General features: G+C 71.7%; 10 protein-coding genes. All 10 read right to left on the bottom strand.

The window, feature by feature from the left end; all coding sequences use genetic code 11:
• Positions 1–66: 66 nt before the first annotated feature.
• A complete protein-coding gene (gene rpoB / locus UXQ13_RS13060) occupies positions 67–3,561 on the bottom strand; it encodes a DNA-directed RNA polymerase subunit beta (RefSeq protein WP_225232930.1) in 3,495 nt (1,164 codons plus the stop codon).
• A gap of 308 nt (positions 3,562–3,869) precedes the next feature.
• The gene (locus tag UXQ13_RS13055; protein ID WP_336392426.1) at positions 3,870–4,712 is read right to left on the bottom strand and encodes a hypothetical protein; all 843 of its coding nucleotides are present in this window, start codon (positions 4,710–4,712) and stop codon (positions 3,870–3,872) included.
• Positions 4,713–4,719: 7 nt separating this feature from the next.
• Entirely contained in the window at positions 4,720–5,487 is a 768-nt protein-coding gene (locus tag UXQ13_RS13050; protein ID WP_225232932.1) for a hypothetical protein, read from the bottom strand.
• Between the two features lie 111 nt (positions 5,488–5,598).
• Positions 5,599–6,873 (bottom strand): MCE family protein, encoded by a 1,275-nt coding sequence (locus UXQ13_RS13045; RefSeq protein ID WP_225232933.1) that lies wholly within the window; start codon positions 6,871–6,873, stop codon positions 5,599–5,601.
• Positions 6,870–8,162 carry an MCE family protein gene (locus UXQ13_RS13040; RefSeq protein WP_225232934.1) on the bottom strand — a complete coding sequence of 431 codons (1,293 nt, stop codon included), beginning with the start codon at positions 8,160–8,162 and terminating at the stop codon, positions 6,870–6,872. Before UXQ13_RS13040 ends, UXQ13_RS13045 begins: the two co-directional genes overlap by 4 nt.
• Positions 8,159–9,403, bottom strand: a complete 1,245-nt coding sequence (locus UXQ13_RS13035; RefSeq protein WP_225232935.1) for an MCE family protein — start codon at positions 9,401–9,403, stop codon at positions 8,159–8,161. The genes UXQ13_RS13040 and UXQ13_RS13035 overlap by 4 nt, the downstream gene beginning before the upstream one ends.
• Positions 9,400–10,425, bottom strand: a complete 1,026-nt coding sequence (locus tag UXQ13_RS13030) for an MCE family protein (protein ID WP_225232936.1) — start codon at positions 10,423–10,425, stop codon at positions 9,400–9,402. The genes UXQ13_RS13035 and UXQ13_RS13030 overlap by 4 nt, the downstream gene beginning before the upstream one ends.
• A complete protein-coding gene (locus tag UXQ13_RS13025) occupies positions 10,425–11,462 on the bottom strand; it encodes an MCE family protein (RefSeq protein WP_225232937.1) in 1,038 nt (345 codons plus the stop codon). Before UXQ13_RS13025 ends, UXQ13_RS13030 begins: the two co-directional genes overlap by 1 nt.
• Positions 11,459–12,895 carry an MCE family protein gene (locus UXQ13_RS13020; RefSeq protein ID WP_225232938.1) on the bottom strand — a complete coding sequence of 479 codons (1,437 nt, stop codon included), beginning with the start codon at positions 12,893–12,895 and terminating at the stop codon, positions 11,459–11,461. The genes UXQ13_RS13025 and UXQ13_RS13020 overlap by 4 nt, the downstream gene beginning before the upstream one ends.
• Complete coding sequence (locus UXQ13_RS13015) at positions 12,892–13,761, bottom strand: MlaE family ABC transporter permease (RefSeq protein ID WP_207500176.1); 870 nt, start codon at positions 13,759–13,761, stop codon at positions 12,892–12,894. Before UXQ13_RS13015 ends, UXQ13_RS13020 begins: the two co-directional genes overlap by 4 nt.

Raw genomic sequence — 13,761 nt, 5'->3', positions numbered from 1 at the left:
TCTTCGTTTCTTGAGTCACGAGGGGTGGCCGGCCGGCCCGCTGGTCACGGGCCGGCCGGCGGTCGATCAGACGTCCTCGACGGACGACGGCTCGCGGCGGCTGAGGTCGATGCCCAGCTCCTCCGCGGCCCGGAAGACCTCGTCGTCGGTGTCGCGCAGCTCGATGGCCTGCCCGTCGCCGGAGAGCACCTCGACGTTGAGGCACAGCGACTGCAGCTCCTTGAGCAGCACCTTGAACGACTCGGGGATGCCCGGCTCGGGGATGTTCTCGCCCTTGACGATGGCCTCGTAGACCTTCACGCGGCCGAGGATGTCGTCGGACTTGATCGTCAGCAGCTCCTGCAGCGCGTAGGCAGCGCCGTAGGCCTGCATGGCCCAGCACTCCATCTCGCCGAACCGCTGACCACCGAACTGCGCCTTACCACCCAGCGGCTGCTGGGTGATCATCGAGTACGGACCGGTCGAGCGGGCGTGGATCTTGTCGTCGACCAGGTGCAGCAGCTTCAGGATGTAGACGTAGCCCACCGAGATCGGCTCGGGGAAGGGCTCCCCGGAACGACCGTCGAACAGCCGGGCCTTGCCGGTCTCCTTGACCAGGCGCTCGCCGTCGCGGGTGAGCGTCGTCGAGCCCAGCAGGCCGACGATCTCCTCCTCGCGGGCGCCGTCGAACACCGGGGTCGCGGTCCGGGTGCCGGGAGCGGCACCGCGGGCGCCGGCGGGGAGCTTCTTGGCCCACTCCGGGTCGCCCTCGACCTGCCAGCCCGTCTTGGCGACCCACCCGAGGTGGGTCTCCAGGACCTGGCCGACGTTCATCCGGCCGGGCACGCCCAGCGGGTTGAGCACGATGTCGACCGGGGTGCCGTCCTCGAGGAAGGGCATGTCCTCCTGCGGGAGGATCTTGGAGATGACGCCCTTGTTCCCGTGCCGGCCGGCGAGCTTGTCGCCGTCGGAGATCTTGCGCATCTGGGCGACGTAGACCCGGATGAGCTCGTTCACGCCGGCGGGGAGCTCGTCGCCGTCCTCGCGGGAGAACACGCGGACGCCGATGACCTTCCCGGACTCACCGTGCTTGACCTTGAGGCTGGTGTCGCGCACCTCGCGGGCCTTCTCGCCGAAGATGGCCCGCAGCAGGCGCTCCTCGGGGGTCAGCTCGGTCTCGCCCTTGGGCGTGACCTTGCCGACGAGGATGTCGCCGGGGACGACCTCGGCACCGATCCGGATGATCCCGCGCTCGTCGAGGTCGGCGAGGACCTCCTCGGAGACGTTGGGGATGTCCCGGGTGATCTCCTCGGCGCCCAGCTTGGTGTCGCGGGCGTCGACCTCGAACTCCTCGATGTGGATCGAGGACAGGACGTCGTCCTGCACGAGGCGCTGCGACAGGATGATCGCGTCCTCGTAGTTGTGGCCCTCCCACGGCATGAAGGCGACGAGCAGGTTCTTGCCCAGCGCCATCTCGCCCTGGTCGGTGCACGGACCGTCGGCGATGACCTGGCCGACCTCGACCCGCTGGCCCTCCTCGACGACCGGGGACTGGTTGATCGACGTCCCCTGGTTCGAGCGGCGGAACTTCAGCAGCCGGTAGGTCTGCCGGGTCCCGTCGTCGGCCATGACGGTCACGTAGTCGGCGGTGGAGTCCTCGACCACACCGGCCTTCTCCGCGGTGACGACGTCACCGGCGTCGACGGCGGCACGCAGCTCCATGCCGGTGCCGACCAGCGGCGCCTCGCTGCGCAGCAGCGGGACGGCCTGGCGCTGCATGTTGGCGCCCATGAGCGCGCGGTTGGCGTCGTCGTGCTCCAGGAACGGGATCATCGCGGTGGCGACCGAGGTCATCTGCCGCGGCGACACGTCCATGTAGTCGACGTTCTCGGGGGCGACGTAGTCGACCTCGCCGCCCTTGGTGCGCACCAGGACGCGCTCCTCGGTGAGCCGGTCGCCGTCGAGCAGCGAGTTGGCCTGGGCGACGACGAACCGGTCCTCCTCGTCCGCGGTGAGGTAGTCGATCTTGGTGGTGACCAGACCGCCCTCGACCTTGCGGTACGGGGTCTCGATGAAGCCGAACGCGTTGACCCGCCCGAAGGAGGACAGCGACCCGATCAGGCCGATGTTCGGGCCCTCCGGGGTCTCGATCGGGCACATGCGGCCGTAGTGGCTGGGGTGCACGTCGCGCACCTCCATGCCGGCGCGCTCACGGGACAGACCACCCGGGCCCAGCGCCGACAGGCGGCGCTTGTGGGTCAGGCCCGCGAGCGGGTTGGTCTGGTCCATGAACTGCGACAGCTGGCTGGTGCCGAAGAACTCCTTGATGGAGGCGACGACCGGCCGGATGTTGATCAGGGTCTGCGGCGTGATCGCCTCGACGTCCTGGGTCGTCATCCGCTCGCGGACCACGCGCTCCATGCGGGACAGGCCGACCCGGATCTGGTTCTGGATCAGCTCACCCACCGTGCGCAGGCGCCGGTTGCCGAAGTGGTCGATGTCGTCGACGCCGTGGTCGGGCTCGCCGGCGTGCAGCTTCACCACGTACTCGATGGTGGCGACGATGTCGTCCTCGGTCAGCGTCTGCGTCGGCTGGGGCACGCCCACGCCGAGCTTCTTGTTGACCTTGTACCGACCGACGCGGGCCAGGTCGTAGCGCTTGGGGTTGAAGAACAGGTTCTCCAGCAGCGCCTGGGCCGACTCGCGCGTCGGCGGCTCGCCCGGACGCAGCTTGCGGTAGATGTCCAGCAGCGCCTCGTCCTGGCCGGCGATGTGGTCCTTCTCGAGGGTGGCCAGCATCGTGGGCGACCACTGGAAGTGCTCGCGGATGCGGTCCTCGGTCCAGCCCAGCGCCTTGAGCAGCACGGAGACCGGCTGGCGGCGCTTGCGGTCGATGCGGACGCCGACGGTGTCGCGCTTGTCGACGTCGAACTCCAGCCACGCACCCCGGCTGGGGATGACCTTGGCGGAGAAGACGTCCTTGTCGCTGGTCTTGTCCAGGGTCTTGTCGAAGTAGACGCCCGGGGAGCGGACCAGCTGGGAGACCACGACGCGCTCGGTCCCGTTGATGACGAAGGTGCCCTTGTTCGTCATGATCGGGAAGTCGCCCATGAACACCGTCTGGCTCTTGATCTCGCCGGTGGTGTTGTTCATGAACTCCGCGGTGACGAACAGCGGGGCCGCGTACGTCATGTCCTTGTCCTTGCACTCCTCGAGGGACGCCTTGACGTCCTCGAAGCGCGGGTTGGAGAAGGACAGCGACATCGAACCGCTGAAGTCCTCGATCGGGGAGATCTCCTCGAGGATGTCGGCCAGACCGCCGACGGCGGTCTCCTGCTCCTCGGGGGTAAGCGTCGCCTTCCACTCCGGGCTGCCGACCAGCCAGTCGAAGGAGGCCGTCTGCAGCGCCAGGAGGTCGGGGACCTCGAGGGGCTCGTGGATCTTCGCGAAGGAGACGCGCAGCGGCGCGCCCGGGATCTTCTGCGCGGCGGTGCCGGCGGTGTGCGCGCTGTTCTGGGGGTCGTCCGGGATGATCTGATCGGTGCTGGTGGTGTCCGTGCTGGTGGGGCTGGAGCCTGCCAAGATGCGTCCTTCCAAGGACCTCACGACGTGCGGGCGGTCGGTGCGGGTCGTCGTCGGCGGTGTCGGCGCTGGCACCCGACGGCCACGGAGCACCCGTTCGACCTGGTCAGCGCGAGGTGTCCCCGTCGTGTTCCGGAGCACCTCTGGTGACCCGGCTCGGCGGGTTGGCAGTCAGAGGGCAGCGCAACAGGAGACCCTACCCCTCATCCGGGCCGATGTCATCCCCGGGGGTGGGTGGTCCCCGGGGATGATGCCAGCGGCGCGCGCCCGGCGGAACCGGCCACGCCGACGACGACCCGGCGCGCGCTTCAGCTCGAGGTCAGCAGGGTGAGCTCGCTGATCTTCCAGTCGCCGTCGACCTGCAGCATCGTCACCCGGACGGTCTGCGTGCAGGACTGGGCGCCGTCGTCGGTGACCGTGCACTCCGACCCGGCCGGCGCGGCCTGGGTGCCGGAGTTCACCGACTGCACGACGTACTGGCCGAAGACCACCAGGGTCGCCTGGTCCTGGGACTCGTTCACCTGCTGCAGGCCGACCTCGAGGACGTCGTAGCTCGTGGTCGCCGACACCTGCTCGTAGGTGTCGATGATCCCGCCCGAGGACAGGTCGGACTCGTACTGGTCGCGCAGGTCGCCGGTGAGGGCGTCGAGCTTGCGCTGCACGCTGCCGTCGGAGTCCTGGTAGTCGTAGGCGTAGACGTCCTCGACCCCGCTGCGGGCCGCGGCGAAGATCGCCGGGTCCACCGACGTCGGGTGCTGGCGCTGGTACAGCAGCCAGCCCCCACCCGCGGCGGTGAGCACGCACAGCAGGGCGAGGACCAGGGCGAGGGTGCGACCGCGGCGGGGGGCGGCGCGGCCGGGCTTCCGAGAGTCCTCGGTCCTGGCCTTGGCCGGGACGGTCGCGGCCGGCCGCGGCTTGTTCCTGGGCAGCGGCGCGGGGGTCGCCGTCCGGGTGCGCGGGGCGGGGGCGGGCCGGCGCGGGGCCTCCTCGGCCGGGGACGCGGGCTGGTCGACGTCGTCGTCGGCGCGCCGGCTGCCGGCCACCCGCGGACGGGGGGACGGCCGGGCGGCACCGGTGCGGGGACGCGGGGTGGGCCGGGGGCGCGGGCGGGCGCCGTCGCCGGCCGGGTCCACGTCGGGGGTGTCGGTCATCGCGGGGTCACCGTCCGGAGATCCCGGACAGCAACCAGCGGTCGCCGTCCTTGGTCAGGTCGACCTCGATGCGGTAGCGCTGCACCTGGGCCTGCTGGGAGGCACCCGTGGTCTGGGTGGACTGGATGACCATGAACACCGTCGCGCTGGCGTCGTCGGCCGCGCCGACCGCGGCGCCGACGACCTCGGTGTTCACCACGGCCTGGGAGTCGGTGATGTCCTGCCGGCGGCTGTTGAGCTGGTCGACGGAGTCGGTCGCCAGGTCGCCGGTGGTCACCGCCTGGATCTGGGAGATGTCGTCGTCCAGGGTCAGGTAGTCGAAGGAGGCCACGTCCACGATGCCGGCGCGGGCGGCCTGCAGGGCGTCGACGTAGTCGGCGGTGGCCACCGCCGACGTGCCCGGCCGGGTGAACCACAGGAAGCCGGTCCCGGCCAGCAGCAGGACGAGCAGGGCGGCCAGCACGGGCACCAGCGGGAGGGTCGCCCCCCGCCGTCCGCGCGCCGGCTGCTCGTCGTCGGCGGCGGCGGTGTCCCCGGCGGCGGTGTCCTCGGTGTCCTCGGACGCCGCACGGCGGGCGTCCCGCCGTGCGCGGCGGCCACCGGGGGCCGGGGTGTCCGCGGCGTCCCCGGACGCCTCGGGCTCCTCGACGGCGTCGGTCGTGCTCGCGTCGGTCGTGCTCGGGGCGGTCGTGCTCGGGTCGGTCGCCTCGGTGTCGGTCGTCCCCGGCTCGGCCGGTTCGGGCGCGCGGGCGCCCACCCGGGTGTCGTCGGTCACGGGGCGCTCCTCTCGGTCGGTGCTGGGGTGGTGGGGCCGGTCGGGGGCAGGTCACGGTAGCGGGCCGGGCTGGCAGGGCCGCCCGGCCGCGGGGCGGCTGCCCCGGAGGGGTCAGCCGGCGGTGGTGGCGAACGGGGACGCGCTGAGCAGCCCGCCGAGCAGGCTGTCCAGCAGACCGGACACCGCCGTGCCCCCGCCGGTCGCCCCGCTCTGCGGGCCCGGGGACCCGACGCCGCCGGACCCGCCGATGTTCTGCTCGCCGCGGATGCTGGACCCGCTCTCGTCGACCCCGTCGGACGGGTCGGGGTCGACCCCGCCCACGACGTCGCAGCGCACCGCGGAGGTGTCCAGGCCGGCCACCGCCTCGGGCGAGGTGGTGGAGCCGGTGGAGACGTACCCGGTGGTGCACGGCTGCGGGTCGCCGGAGTTCAGCACGAAGCCGAAGTGGGCGCGCATCATGCCGTCGGCGTCGCGGCGGACGACGCTGAACCCGCCGGTGACGACCTCGGGGTAGGTGACCAGGAGCTGCTCGACGCCGTCCAGCCGCGGGGTGGTGACGTCGTTGAGCACGTCGACGTTGCGGATGAGCGAGCTGAGGCCGGGGCCGGCGTCGGTGACCAGCTGCTGCAGGGCAGCACCGGCGTCGGGGGCGTTGACCACCAGGCTGCGCAGGTCGGCGTCGCTGCTGACCAGGGTGTCCGACAGCAGCCGCAGGTTCGCCGCCCAGTCGGCGATCGCGCTGCGCGAGTCGGCCTGGGTCTGCAGGACCGTCTGCCCGTCGGTGATCAGCTGCAGCGTCTGCGGCAGGGACTGCTCGGCCCGGGTCAGCAGCAGGTTGCCGTTGTCGATCAGCCGGGACAGGTCGTCGCCGGAGCCGTCGAAGGCCACGCCCAGCTCGTCGACCACCGTGCGCAGGTTGTCCAGGTCGATCGACCCGACCAGGCTGTCCACGTCCTGCAGCAGCTGCTCGACCGGGATCGGGATCGACGTGCGGTCCACCGGGATGACCGAGCCGTCGCCCAGGTACGGGGCGTCGTCGCTGGCCGGTCGCAGGTCGACGTACTGCTCCCCCACCGCGCTGCGGTTGGCCACCGCGACCGCCGCGTCGGCCGGGATCTCCGGGGCGTCGCGGTCGATGGTCAGCTCGACCTCGACCCCGTCGTCGGTGAGCCGCATGTCGCTGACCCGGCCGACGGCCACGCCCCGGTAGGTCACCTCGGCGTTGACGAAGATGCCGCCGGAGTCGGTGAACTCCGCGGCGACCTGGTAGCCGCCGCCGAACAGCAGGCGGTCCAGGCCGACGTAGCGGAAGCCGACGAAGCTCATGCCCAGCAGCGCCACCAGCGCGAACGCCAGCAGCTGGAGTCGGGTGGTCCGGGTGATCACTGCGTCGCCCCCGTCGTCAGGCCCGGGATGGCCGGGAGGCCGAGCAGGCTGCTGCCGCTCGTGGTGCTGGGCACCAGGTCCGTCAGGGCGGTCAGGTCGGGCAGCGTGGGCAGGGTGAAGGCCGAGGAGCCCGACGAGGTGCCGCCGGAGGTGCCCGTGGGGGCGGGCTGGGCGCCGCCGGGGCTCCCGGCCGCACCGCACGCCCCGCCGGCCAGCTGGGCCGGGTCCAGGAGCACCAGGGCGCCGGTGGTCTGGTCCACCACGTAGCGGCAGAACAGCTCGCGGAGGTCGAGGTTCAGGTCGGCCGTGAGGTTGGTGAACAGGGCGTAGCCCCCGGTGCGCTGGTCGGTCCGGTACTGCAGCGAGCTCAGCGAGCTGGCCGGGAACGGGTAGGTGAGCAGCAGGTCCAACGACCCGGCGAGGTCGGGACCGGCCGCGGCGAGCTGGCTGAGGATGGGCTGCAGGTCCTGCAGGTTGGCCACCGTGTCGGCCCCGGTCTCGTTGATCACGCGGGTGCCCACGTCACCGAGCTGGGCGAGGGACTGCAGCATGGAGACCAGCAGCCCGCGCTGGTCCTCCAGCACGCTGAGCCCGGGCCCGATGGTGTCCAGCGCGGTGGTGAGCGTGCCGGTGTTCGCCGCCAGGGTGGCGGCCAGGGCGTTCACGCTGTCCAGGGCCCGGTTGATCTCCTCGCGCTGGACGTCGAGCCCGGCCACGAAGGTGTCGAGCTGGTCCAGGGTGTTGCGGACGGCGTCCTCGCGGCCCTCCAGCGCCTGGCCCAGCTCGGAGGTGATGGTCTGCAGCTGGGTCAGGCCGCCGCCGTTGAGCACCAGCGACAGGGCGCCCAGGACCTCCTCGACCTCGACGTTGCGGTTCGTCCGGTCCAGGGTGATCAGCGAGCCGTCGCCGAGCTCGCCGGTGGGCGCCTCGTCCCCGCCGGGGGCGGCGAGCTCCACGTACTTCTCCCCCAGCAGCGAGCTCTGCTGGATCATCGCCACGGCGTTGGCCGGGAGGTCGACGTCCCCGTCCACCTCGACGGTGACCACCGCGGTCCAGTCGTCGCCGAGCTCGACGTCGGTCACCTTGCCCACCGGCACGTCGGACACCCGGACGGCGGACTGCGGCACCAGGTCGAGCACGTCGGCGAACTGGATCTGCACGCTGTACGGGTCGTCGCCGGTGTCGGCGCCGCCGGGGAGGTCGAAGGAGTAGGCACCGCGGAAGCCGCAGCCCGACAGCAGGACGGCGGCCGACACCAGGGCGGCGGCGCGCCGGGTGGAGGAGGTCACGAGGTCGCTCCCGGGATCGGGATCTGCGGCAGGCCGGGCAGCGAACCGCCGCCGGGCAGGCCGGTCGAGGGCGAGAAGATCGCGGTCAGCAGCTCCTGCAGGTCCGGGATGCCGTTGCCGTTGAGGTCGTCCAGCGTGGCGTCGGCGTTCGCGTCGCCGGACAGCAGCCGCGCGCAGACCTGGTCGATCGGCGGCAGGCCGAGCAGGGTCGCCACGTCGTTGAGGTTGACCCCGGCCAGCTGCAGGCGGCCGGCCTGGCCCAACAGCTGGCAGACCACCACGTCGGCGTTCTGGCTGCCCAGGGAGTTGTCCCGGGTGTCCAGCGTCCCGTAGTCGGGGTTGTAGGCGTGCGCGAGGTTGCCGATCGCCGCCGGGGCGACGTCGAGCACCTGGGCGAGGGCCTGCCGCTGCTGGACCAGCGTGAGCGTGACCGCCGAGAGCCGGTCGACGTTGGTGGTCAGCAGCGCCGTGTTCTGCTGCACGAAGGTGGCCACCTGGCCCAGCGCGGAGGACAGCAGCGAGATCGCCGACGCGAGGTCCTCCCGCTCGCCGGCGAGCTGCTCGGCCACCGCGGCCAGGTTGGTGTTGAACTGGCCGACCTGGCTGTCGATCGTGGCCAGCGCGGTGGTGAAGGTCTGCAGGTTGTCCAGCGACCCGAACAGGTCGTCCCGGTTCTCGGCCAGCGTGCGGACGGCCTGGGAGAAGCCGGTCAGCGTGGTGTTCAGCGCCTGCCCGTTGCCGTCCAGGTTCGCCGCGCCGACGTCCACGAGGTCCGACAGCGCACCGTCGGCATTGGCCCCGGTCGGGCCCAGCGCGACCGACAGGTCGTCCAGCGCGCCGTAGACCTGGTCGAGCTCCACGGGGGTGGCGGTGCGCTCGAGCGGGACCTCGGCGCCGTCGGCCATCCGCTCGCCGCCGGAGTAGACCGGGGCGAACTGCACGTACCGGTCGGCCACCAGGGACGGCGCGAGGATGACGGCGTCGGCGTCGGCCGGGATGGCGTACTGCTCGTCGACCAGCATGTCCACCCGCACCCGGTCGCCCATCGGGACGACGTCGGTGATCTCGCCGACGTCGATGCCCAGCACCCGGACGTCGGAGCCGGTGTAGAGCCCGACCGTCTGGCCGAACCACGCGGTGACCCGGATCTGGCCGGCCGGCCGCAGCACGGCCCAGCCCAGCGCGCCGACCAGCACGACCGCGGCGGCCAGCGCGACGAAGCGCTGGAGGCGGGCGGTCACGGCGAGCACCCCAGCAGGCCGCCGGAGCCGCCGGCCACCGTCCCGCAGAGCACGCCGCCGACGACCCCGGGGATCAGGTTGTCCACGAAGCTGTCGAACCAGCGGCCGTTGCCGAGGGTGTTGGTGAAGACGGTGACGAAGGGCGCCAGGTTGGCCACCGTGTCCCCCAGGTTCTGCCGGTTGCGCTCGAGGATGTCGGTCACGGTGGACAGCTGCGCCAGCGCCGGGGTCAGCGCGGCCGTGTTGTCCTGCACCAGCCCGGACAGCTGGGTGGACAGCGTCTGGGTCGTGGTGAGGATCGAGTCGATCAGCTGGCGCCGTTCCTGCACCTCGGTGAGCAGGGTGTTGGAGTCCAGGATCAGCTGGGTGAACTCGCCGTTGCGGTCGGCGAGCACCTGGGTCACGTCCCGGGTGGCGGTCAGCAGCTGCTGCAGCTGGGCGTCGCGGCTGGCGATGGTGTCCGACAGCCGGGACAACCCGTCCAGCGAGGTGCGCACCTCGTCGGGGGTGTCGGCGAAGGTCTCGCTGAGCACCTCGAAGGACTGCGCCAGCTGGCCGGTGTCCACGTCGTCGATGGTCTGGGCCAGCCCGTTGAAGGCCTGCACGACGTCGTAGGGCGACGCGGTGCGCTCCAGCGGGATCCGGTCGTCGGGGTCCAGCGCGGCCTCACCGCGCGGCACCAGCGCCAGGTACTTGGCGCCCAGCACCGTCTCGATCTTGATCGCGGCCTCGCTCTGGTCACCCACGAAGGCGTCCCGCACCCGGAACTCGACGGTGACGGCGCCGTCCTCCAGGGACAGGCTCTCCACCTGGCCGACCTTGACCCCGGCCACCCGCACCGGGTCGTCGGCGCGCAGGCCCGCGGCCTCGCTGAACTGGGCCGAGTAGACGGTGCCGCCGCCGATCAGGGGCAGCGACTGGGCGTTGAAGGCCAGCAGCACCAGCACCGCGATGACGGTGAGGCTGATCGCGCCGATGGTGACCGGGTTGCGGTCGCGGAAGGGCTTGGACTGCCGGGCCATCAGCTGCACCCCGCCGCGCCGTTGGCCGCCCCGCCGGGGGGCAGCTGGGTCTGCCCGACCACGGGCAGGGTGACCAGGCCCGACGCCGAGCAGAGGTAGAAGTTGAACCAGCTGCCGTTGACCGCGGTCCGGGTGAGCAGGTCCACCTTGGTCGGGGCCAGCTGCAGGAAGCTCTCCAGGACGTCGCCGGTGTCGGCGAGGTTGGTCGACAGGTCACCGAGGGCGGTGATGTCGGCGGCCAGCGGCGGCCGGGCATCGGTGAGGAACTGGGACGTCGTGGCGGCCAGCCCGTCGATGGTCTGCAGCGAGTCGAAGATCGACTCCCGGTCGGCGGTGAGGCCGGAGACGAACTGCTGCAGGGAGACGACCAGGTCCGACAGCTGCTGGTCGCGGGCGGCCACCGTGCCCACCACCGTGGTCAGGTTGTCGATGACGCTGCCGATGACCTGGTCCTTGTCGGCCAGGGAGTTGGTCAGCGAGCCGACGTGGGCCAGCAGGCTCTGCACGGTCCCGCCCTCGCCCTGGAAGACCTGGATCAGCTCGTAGGACAGCCGGTTGACGTCGTCCGGGCTCAGCGCCTGGAACAGCGGCTGGAACCCGCCGAACAGCACGGTCAGGTCCAGCGCGGGCTTGGTCTGCGCGACCGGGATGACGTCGTCGGCCGACAGCGTCTGCCCGCCGGCGCCGTCCCCCTCGGTCAGCGCCACGTACCGCTGCCCGACCAGGTTGCGGTAGCGGATGGTCGCCTGCACCGAGGTGGGCAGCCGGACGTCGGAGGCGACCTCCAGGCCGATCTCGGCCATCGGCGTCTCGCGGTCGTCGGTGAGCCCGATGTCGGTCACCTGGCCGACCCGGACCCCGGCGATGCGCACCTCGTCGCCGGCCACCAGGCCCGCGACGTCGGTGAACTGCGCCCGGTAGGTCGTCTGCTCGCCGTAGCCGGCGTTGGTGATGGTCGCCAGCAGCACGTAGCTGGCCAGGATGGTGACCATCGCGAAGACGACGAGCTTGACAATTGGTGCGGTCAGCCCTCTCACGGCACCATCACCTGCGTCCCGCGCAGCAGCGGCGCCAGGCTGGAGGCCGCGAGGTCGGACACCGCGCTGGGGTCCACCCCGGTCTGGTAGCCCAGCAGGCTGCGGACGAAGTCCAGCTCGGCCGTGGAACCGGCCAGGCTGTCGCCGCTGGTCCCCCCGTCGGTGAGCCCGGTGGGGAACGCCGAGGCCAGGGAGAGGTCGGTGCCCACCGCGGAGCCGTCCCGCCCGGTGCGGGTGTCGGTGAAGGGCAGGTCCGTCGGCCCGCTCCCGCCCAGGCAGCGGGGGTTGCCCGAGACCGGGTTGTCGGTGGAGTCCACGCCGTCCAGCGGCGGGACCGGGCAGTAGTACTCGCCCTGGGCTGCCGCTGCCATGACCCCGTCGATGTCGCCGAGCCCGCGGCAGTCCGGACCGGACACGTCGTCGTAGGAGGGCTGGTCACCGGGGGCGTAGGGGTTGCGCGGCGGGAGCGTCACGGTCAGGTTCAGGTTCAGCGCAGGGTCGCCGTCGGCGCCGAAGGCCTCGCTGATCATCGGGTTGAACCGGGTCAGCCCGTTGAGCAGGCACGGGTACTCCGGGGAGTACCGGGCGAACAGGGAGAGCACCGGGCGCGACCCCTGGGCCAGCTGGATGAGGGACCCCTCGTTCTGCTGCAGGAAGCCCGCGGCGGTCTGCGCCGAGGACCCGACGACGGTGAAGGTGCGCCGCAGCTGCTCGGCCTGGTCGACCACCGTGCTCGCGGTCACCGACAGGTTGTCCAGCACGGCCAGCACGTCGGGTGCGGCCGCCTGGTAGGTGTCGGCGACGTCGGCCAGCAGGGAGACGTCGGACTGCAGCTCGGGCAGCACGGTGTTGAGCTGGCCGACGTAGGTGCCGGTGTCGGCGAGGTTCTCCCCCAACCGGTCACCCCGGCCGCGCAGGGCGTCGGCCACCGCGCCCAGGGTGTAGGACAGGTCGCCGGGGTCGACGGCCTGCAGCAGCGGCAGCAGGTCGTCGATCACCCGCTCGAGCTCGATGGCGTTCTCGCTGCGGTCCTGGCTGATGACGTCGCCGGCGGCCAGCCGCTCCGGGCTCGGGTCGTCGGGCAGCACCAGGGAGACGAAGCGCTCGCCGAACAGCGTCTTGGGCAGCAGCCGGGCGCCCACGTTGGCCGGGATCTGGTCCAGGTACTCCGGCTGGATGGCCAGCTCGATGGTCGCGCCGTCGGCGCCGGCGTCGACCGACCGGACCTCGCCGACGATGACCCCGCGGATCTTGACGTCGCTGGCGCTCTGCAGCTGGTTGCCGATCGTGTCGGTCTCCAGGTCGACCCGGACCGCCCCGCTGAACGCCTTCTGGTAGGTCGCCACGGCCAGCCCGAGCAGCAGCAGGATGACGACCAGGAAGGCCAGCCCCTGCAGGCGCTGCGTGACGATCGCACCTCTCCCCCGGCTCATCCTGCGATCCTCACCGTCGTCGTGGAGCCCCAGATGGCCAGGGACAGGAACAGGTCGATGACCATCACGGCCACGATGGAGAACCGCACCGCGCGGCCCACGGCCAGACCCACGCCGGCCGGGCCGCCGCCGGCCCGGTAGCCGTAGTAGCAGTGCGACAGGATGATCACGACGCTGAAGACGAGCACCTTGACGAAGGACCAGAGCACGTCCTGCGGTGGCAGGAACAGGTTGAAGTAGTGGTCGTAGGTGCCCGCCGACTGCCCGTACACCGTGGTCGTGATGGTGCGGGTGGCGAAGTAGCTGGTCAGCAGGCCGATCACGTACAGCGGGATGACGGCGACGAAGCCGGCCACGATCCGGGTGGTGACCAGGAAGGGCAGCGACGGCACGCCCATGACCTCGAGGGCGTCGATCTCCTCGTTGATCCGCATGGCGCCGATCTGCGCGGTGAACCCGCACCCGACCGTCGCCGACAGCGCGAGCCCGGCCACCAGGGGCGCGATCTCGCGGGTGTTGAAGTAGGCCGAGAGGAACCCGGTGAACGCCGAGGTGCCCAGCTGGTCCAGCGCCTGGTAGCCCTGCAGGCCGACCTCGGTGCCGGTGAAGAAGGACAGGAACGCGATGACCCCGACCGTGCCGCCGACCACGGCCAGCGCGCCGGTGCCGAAGCTGACCTCGGCCAGCAGCCGGAACGTCTCGCGCTTGTAGCGCTTGAGCGTGCGCGGGGTCCAGCCCAGCGCACGGCCGTAGAAGCTGACCTGGTCGCCGAGGTCCTCCAGGGTGGACATCGGGCGCCGGTAGACGGTGCGCACGATGCGGCGGGTGCGCACCTTGACCCGGTCGACGGGTGAGAGCAGGGCCAT

The organism is Klenkia terrae (assembly GCF_037083865.1).
Lineage (GTDB): Bacteria > Actinomycetota > Actinomycetes > Mycobacteriales > Geodermatophilaceae > Klenkia > Klenkia terrae.
The sequence above is the reverse complement of the archived record's forward strand: the minus strand, read 5'-3'. Positions and strand labels throughout refer to the sequence as shown.

What these genes read in the sequence shown, in the direction of transcription:
- UXQ13_RS13020 (WP_225232938.1), bottom strand. Translation starts at nt 12,895, where the DNA reads ATGAGCCGGGGGAGAGGTGCGATCGTCACGCAGCGCCTGCAGGGGCTG.
- UXQ13_RS13055 (WP_336392426.1), bottom strand. Translation starts at nt 4,712, where the DNA reads ATGACCGACACCCCCGACGTGGACCCGGCCGGCGACGGCGCCCGCCCG.
- UXQ13_RS13030 (WP_225232936.1), bottom strand. Translation starts at nt 10,425, where the DNA reads ATGGCCCGGCAGTCCAAGCCCTTCCGCGACCGCAACCCGGTCACCATC.
- UXQ13_RS13015 (WP_207500176.1), bottom strand. Translation starts at nt 13,761, where the DNA reads ATGGCCCTGCTCTCACCCGTCGACCGGGTCAAGGTGCGCACCCGCCGC.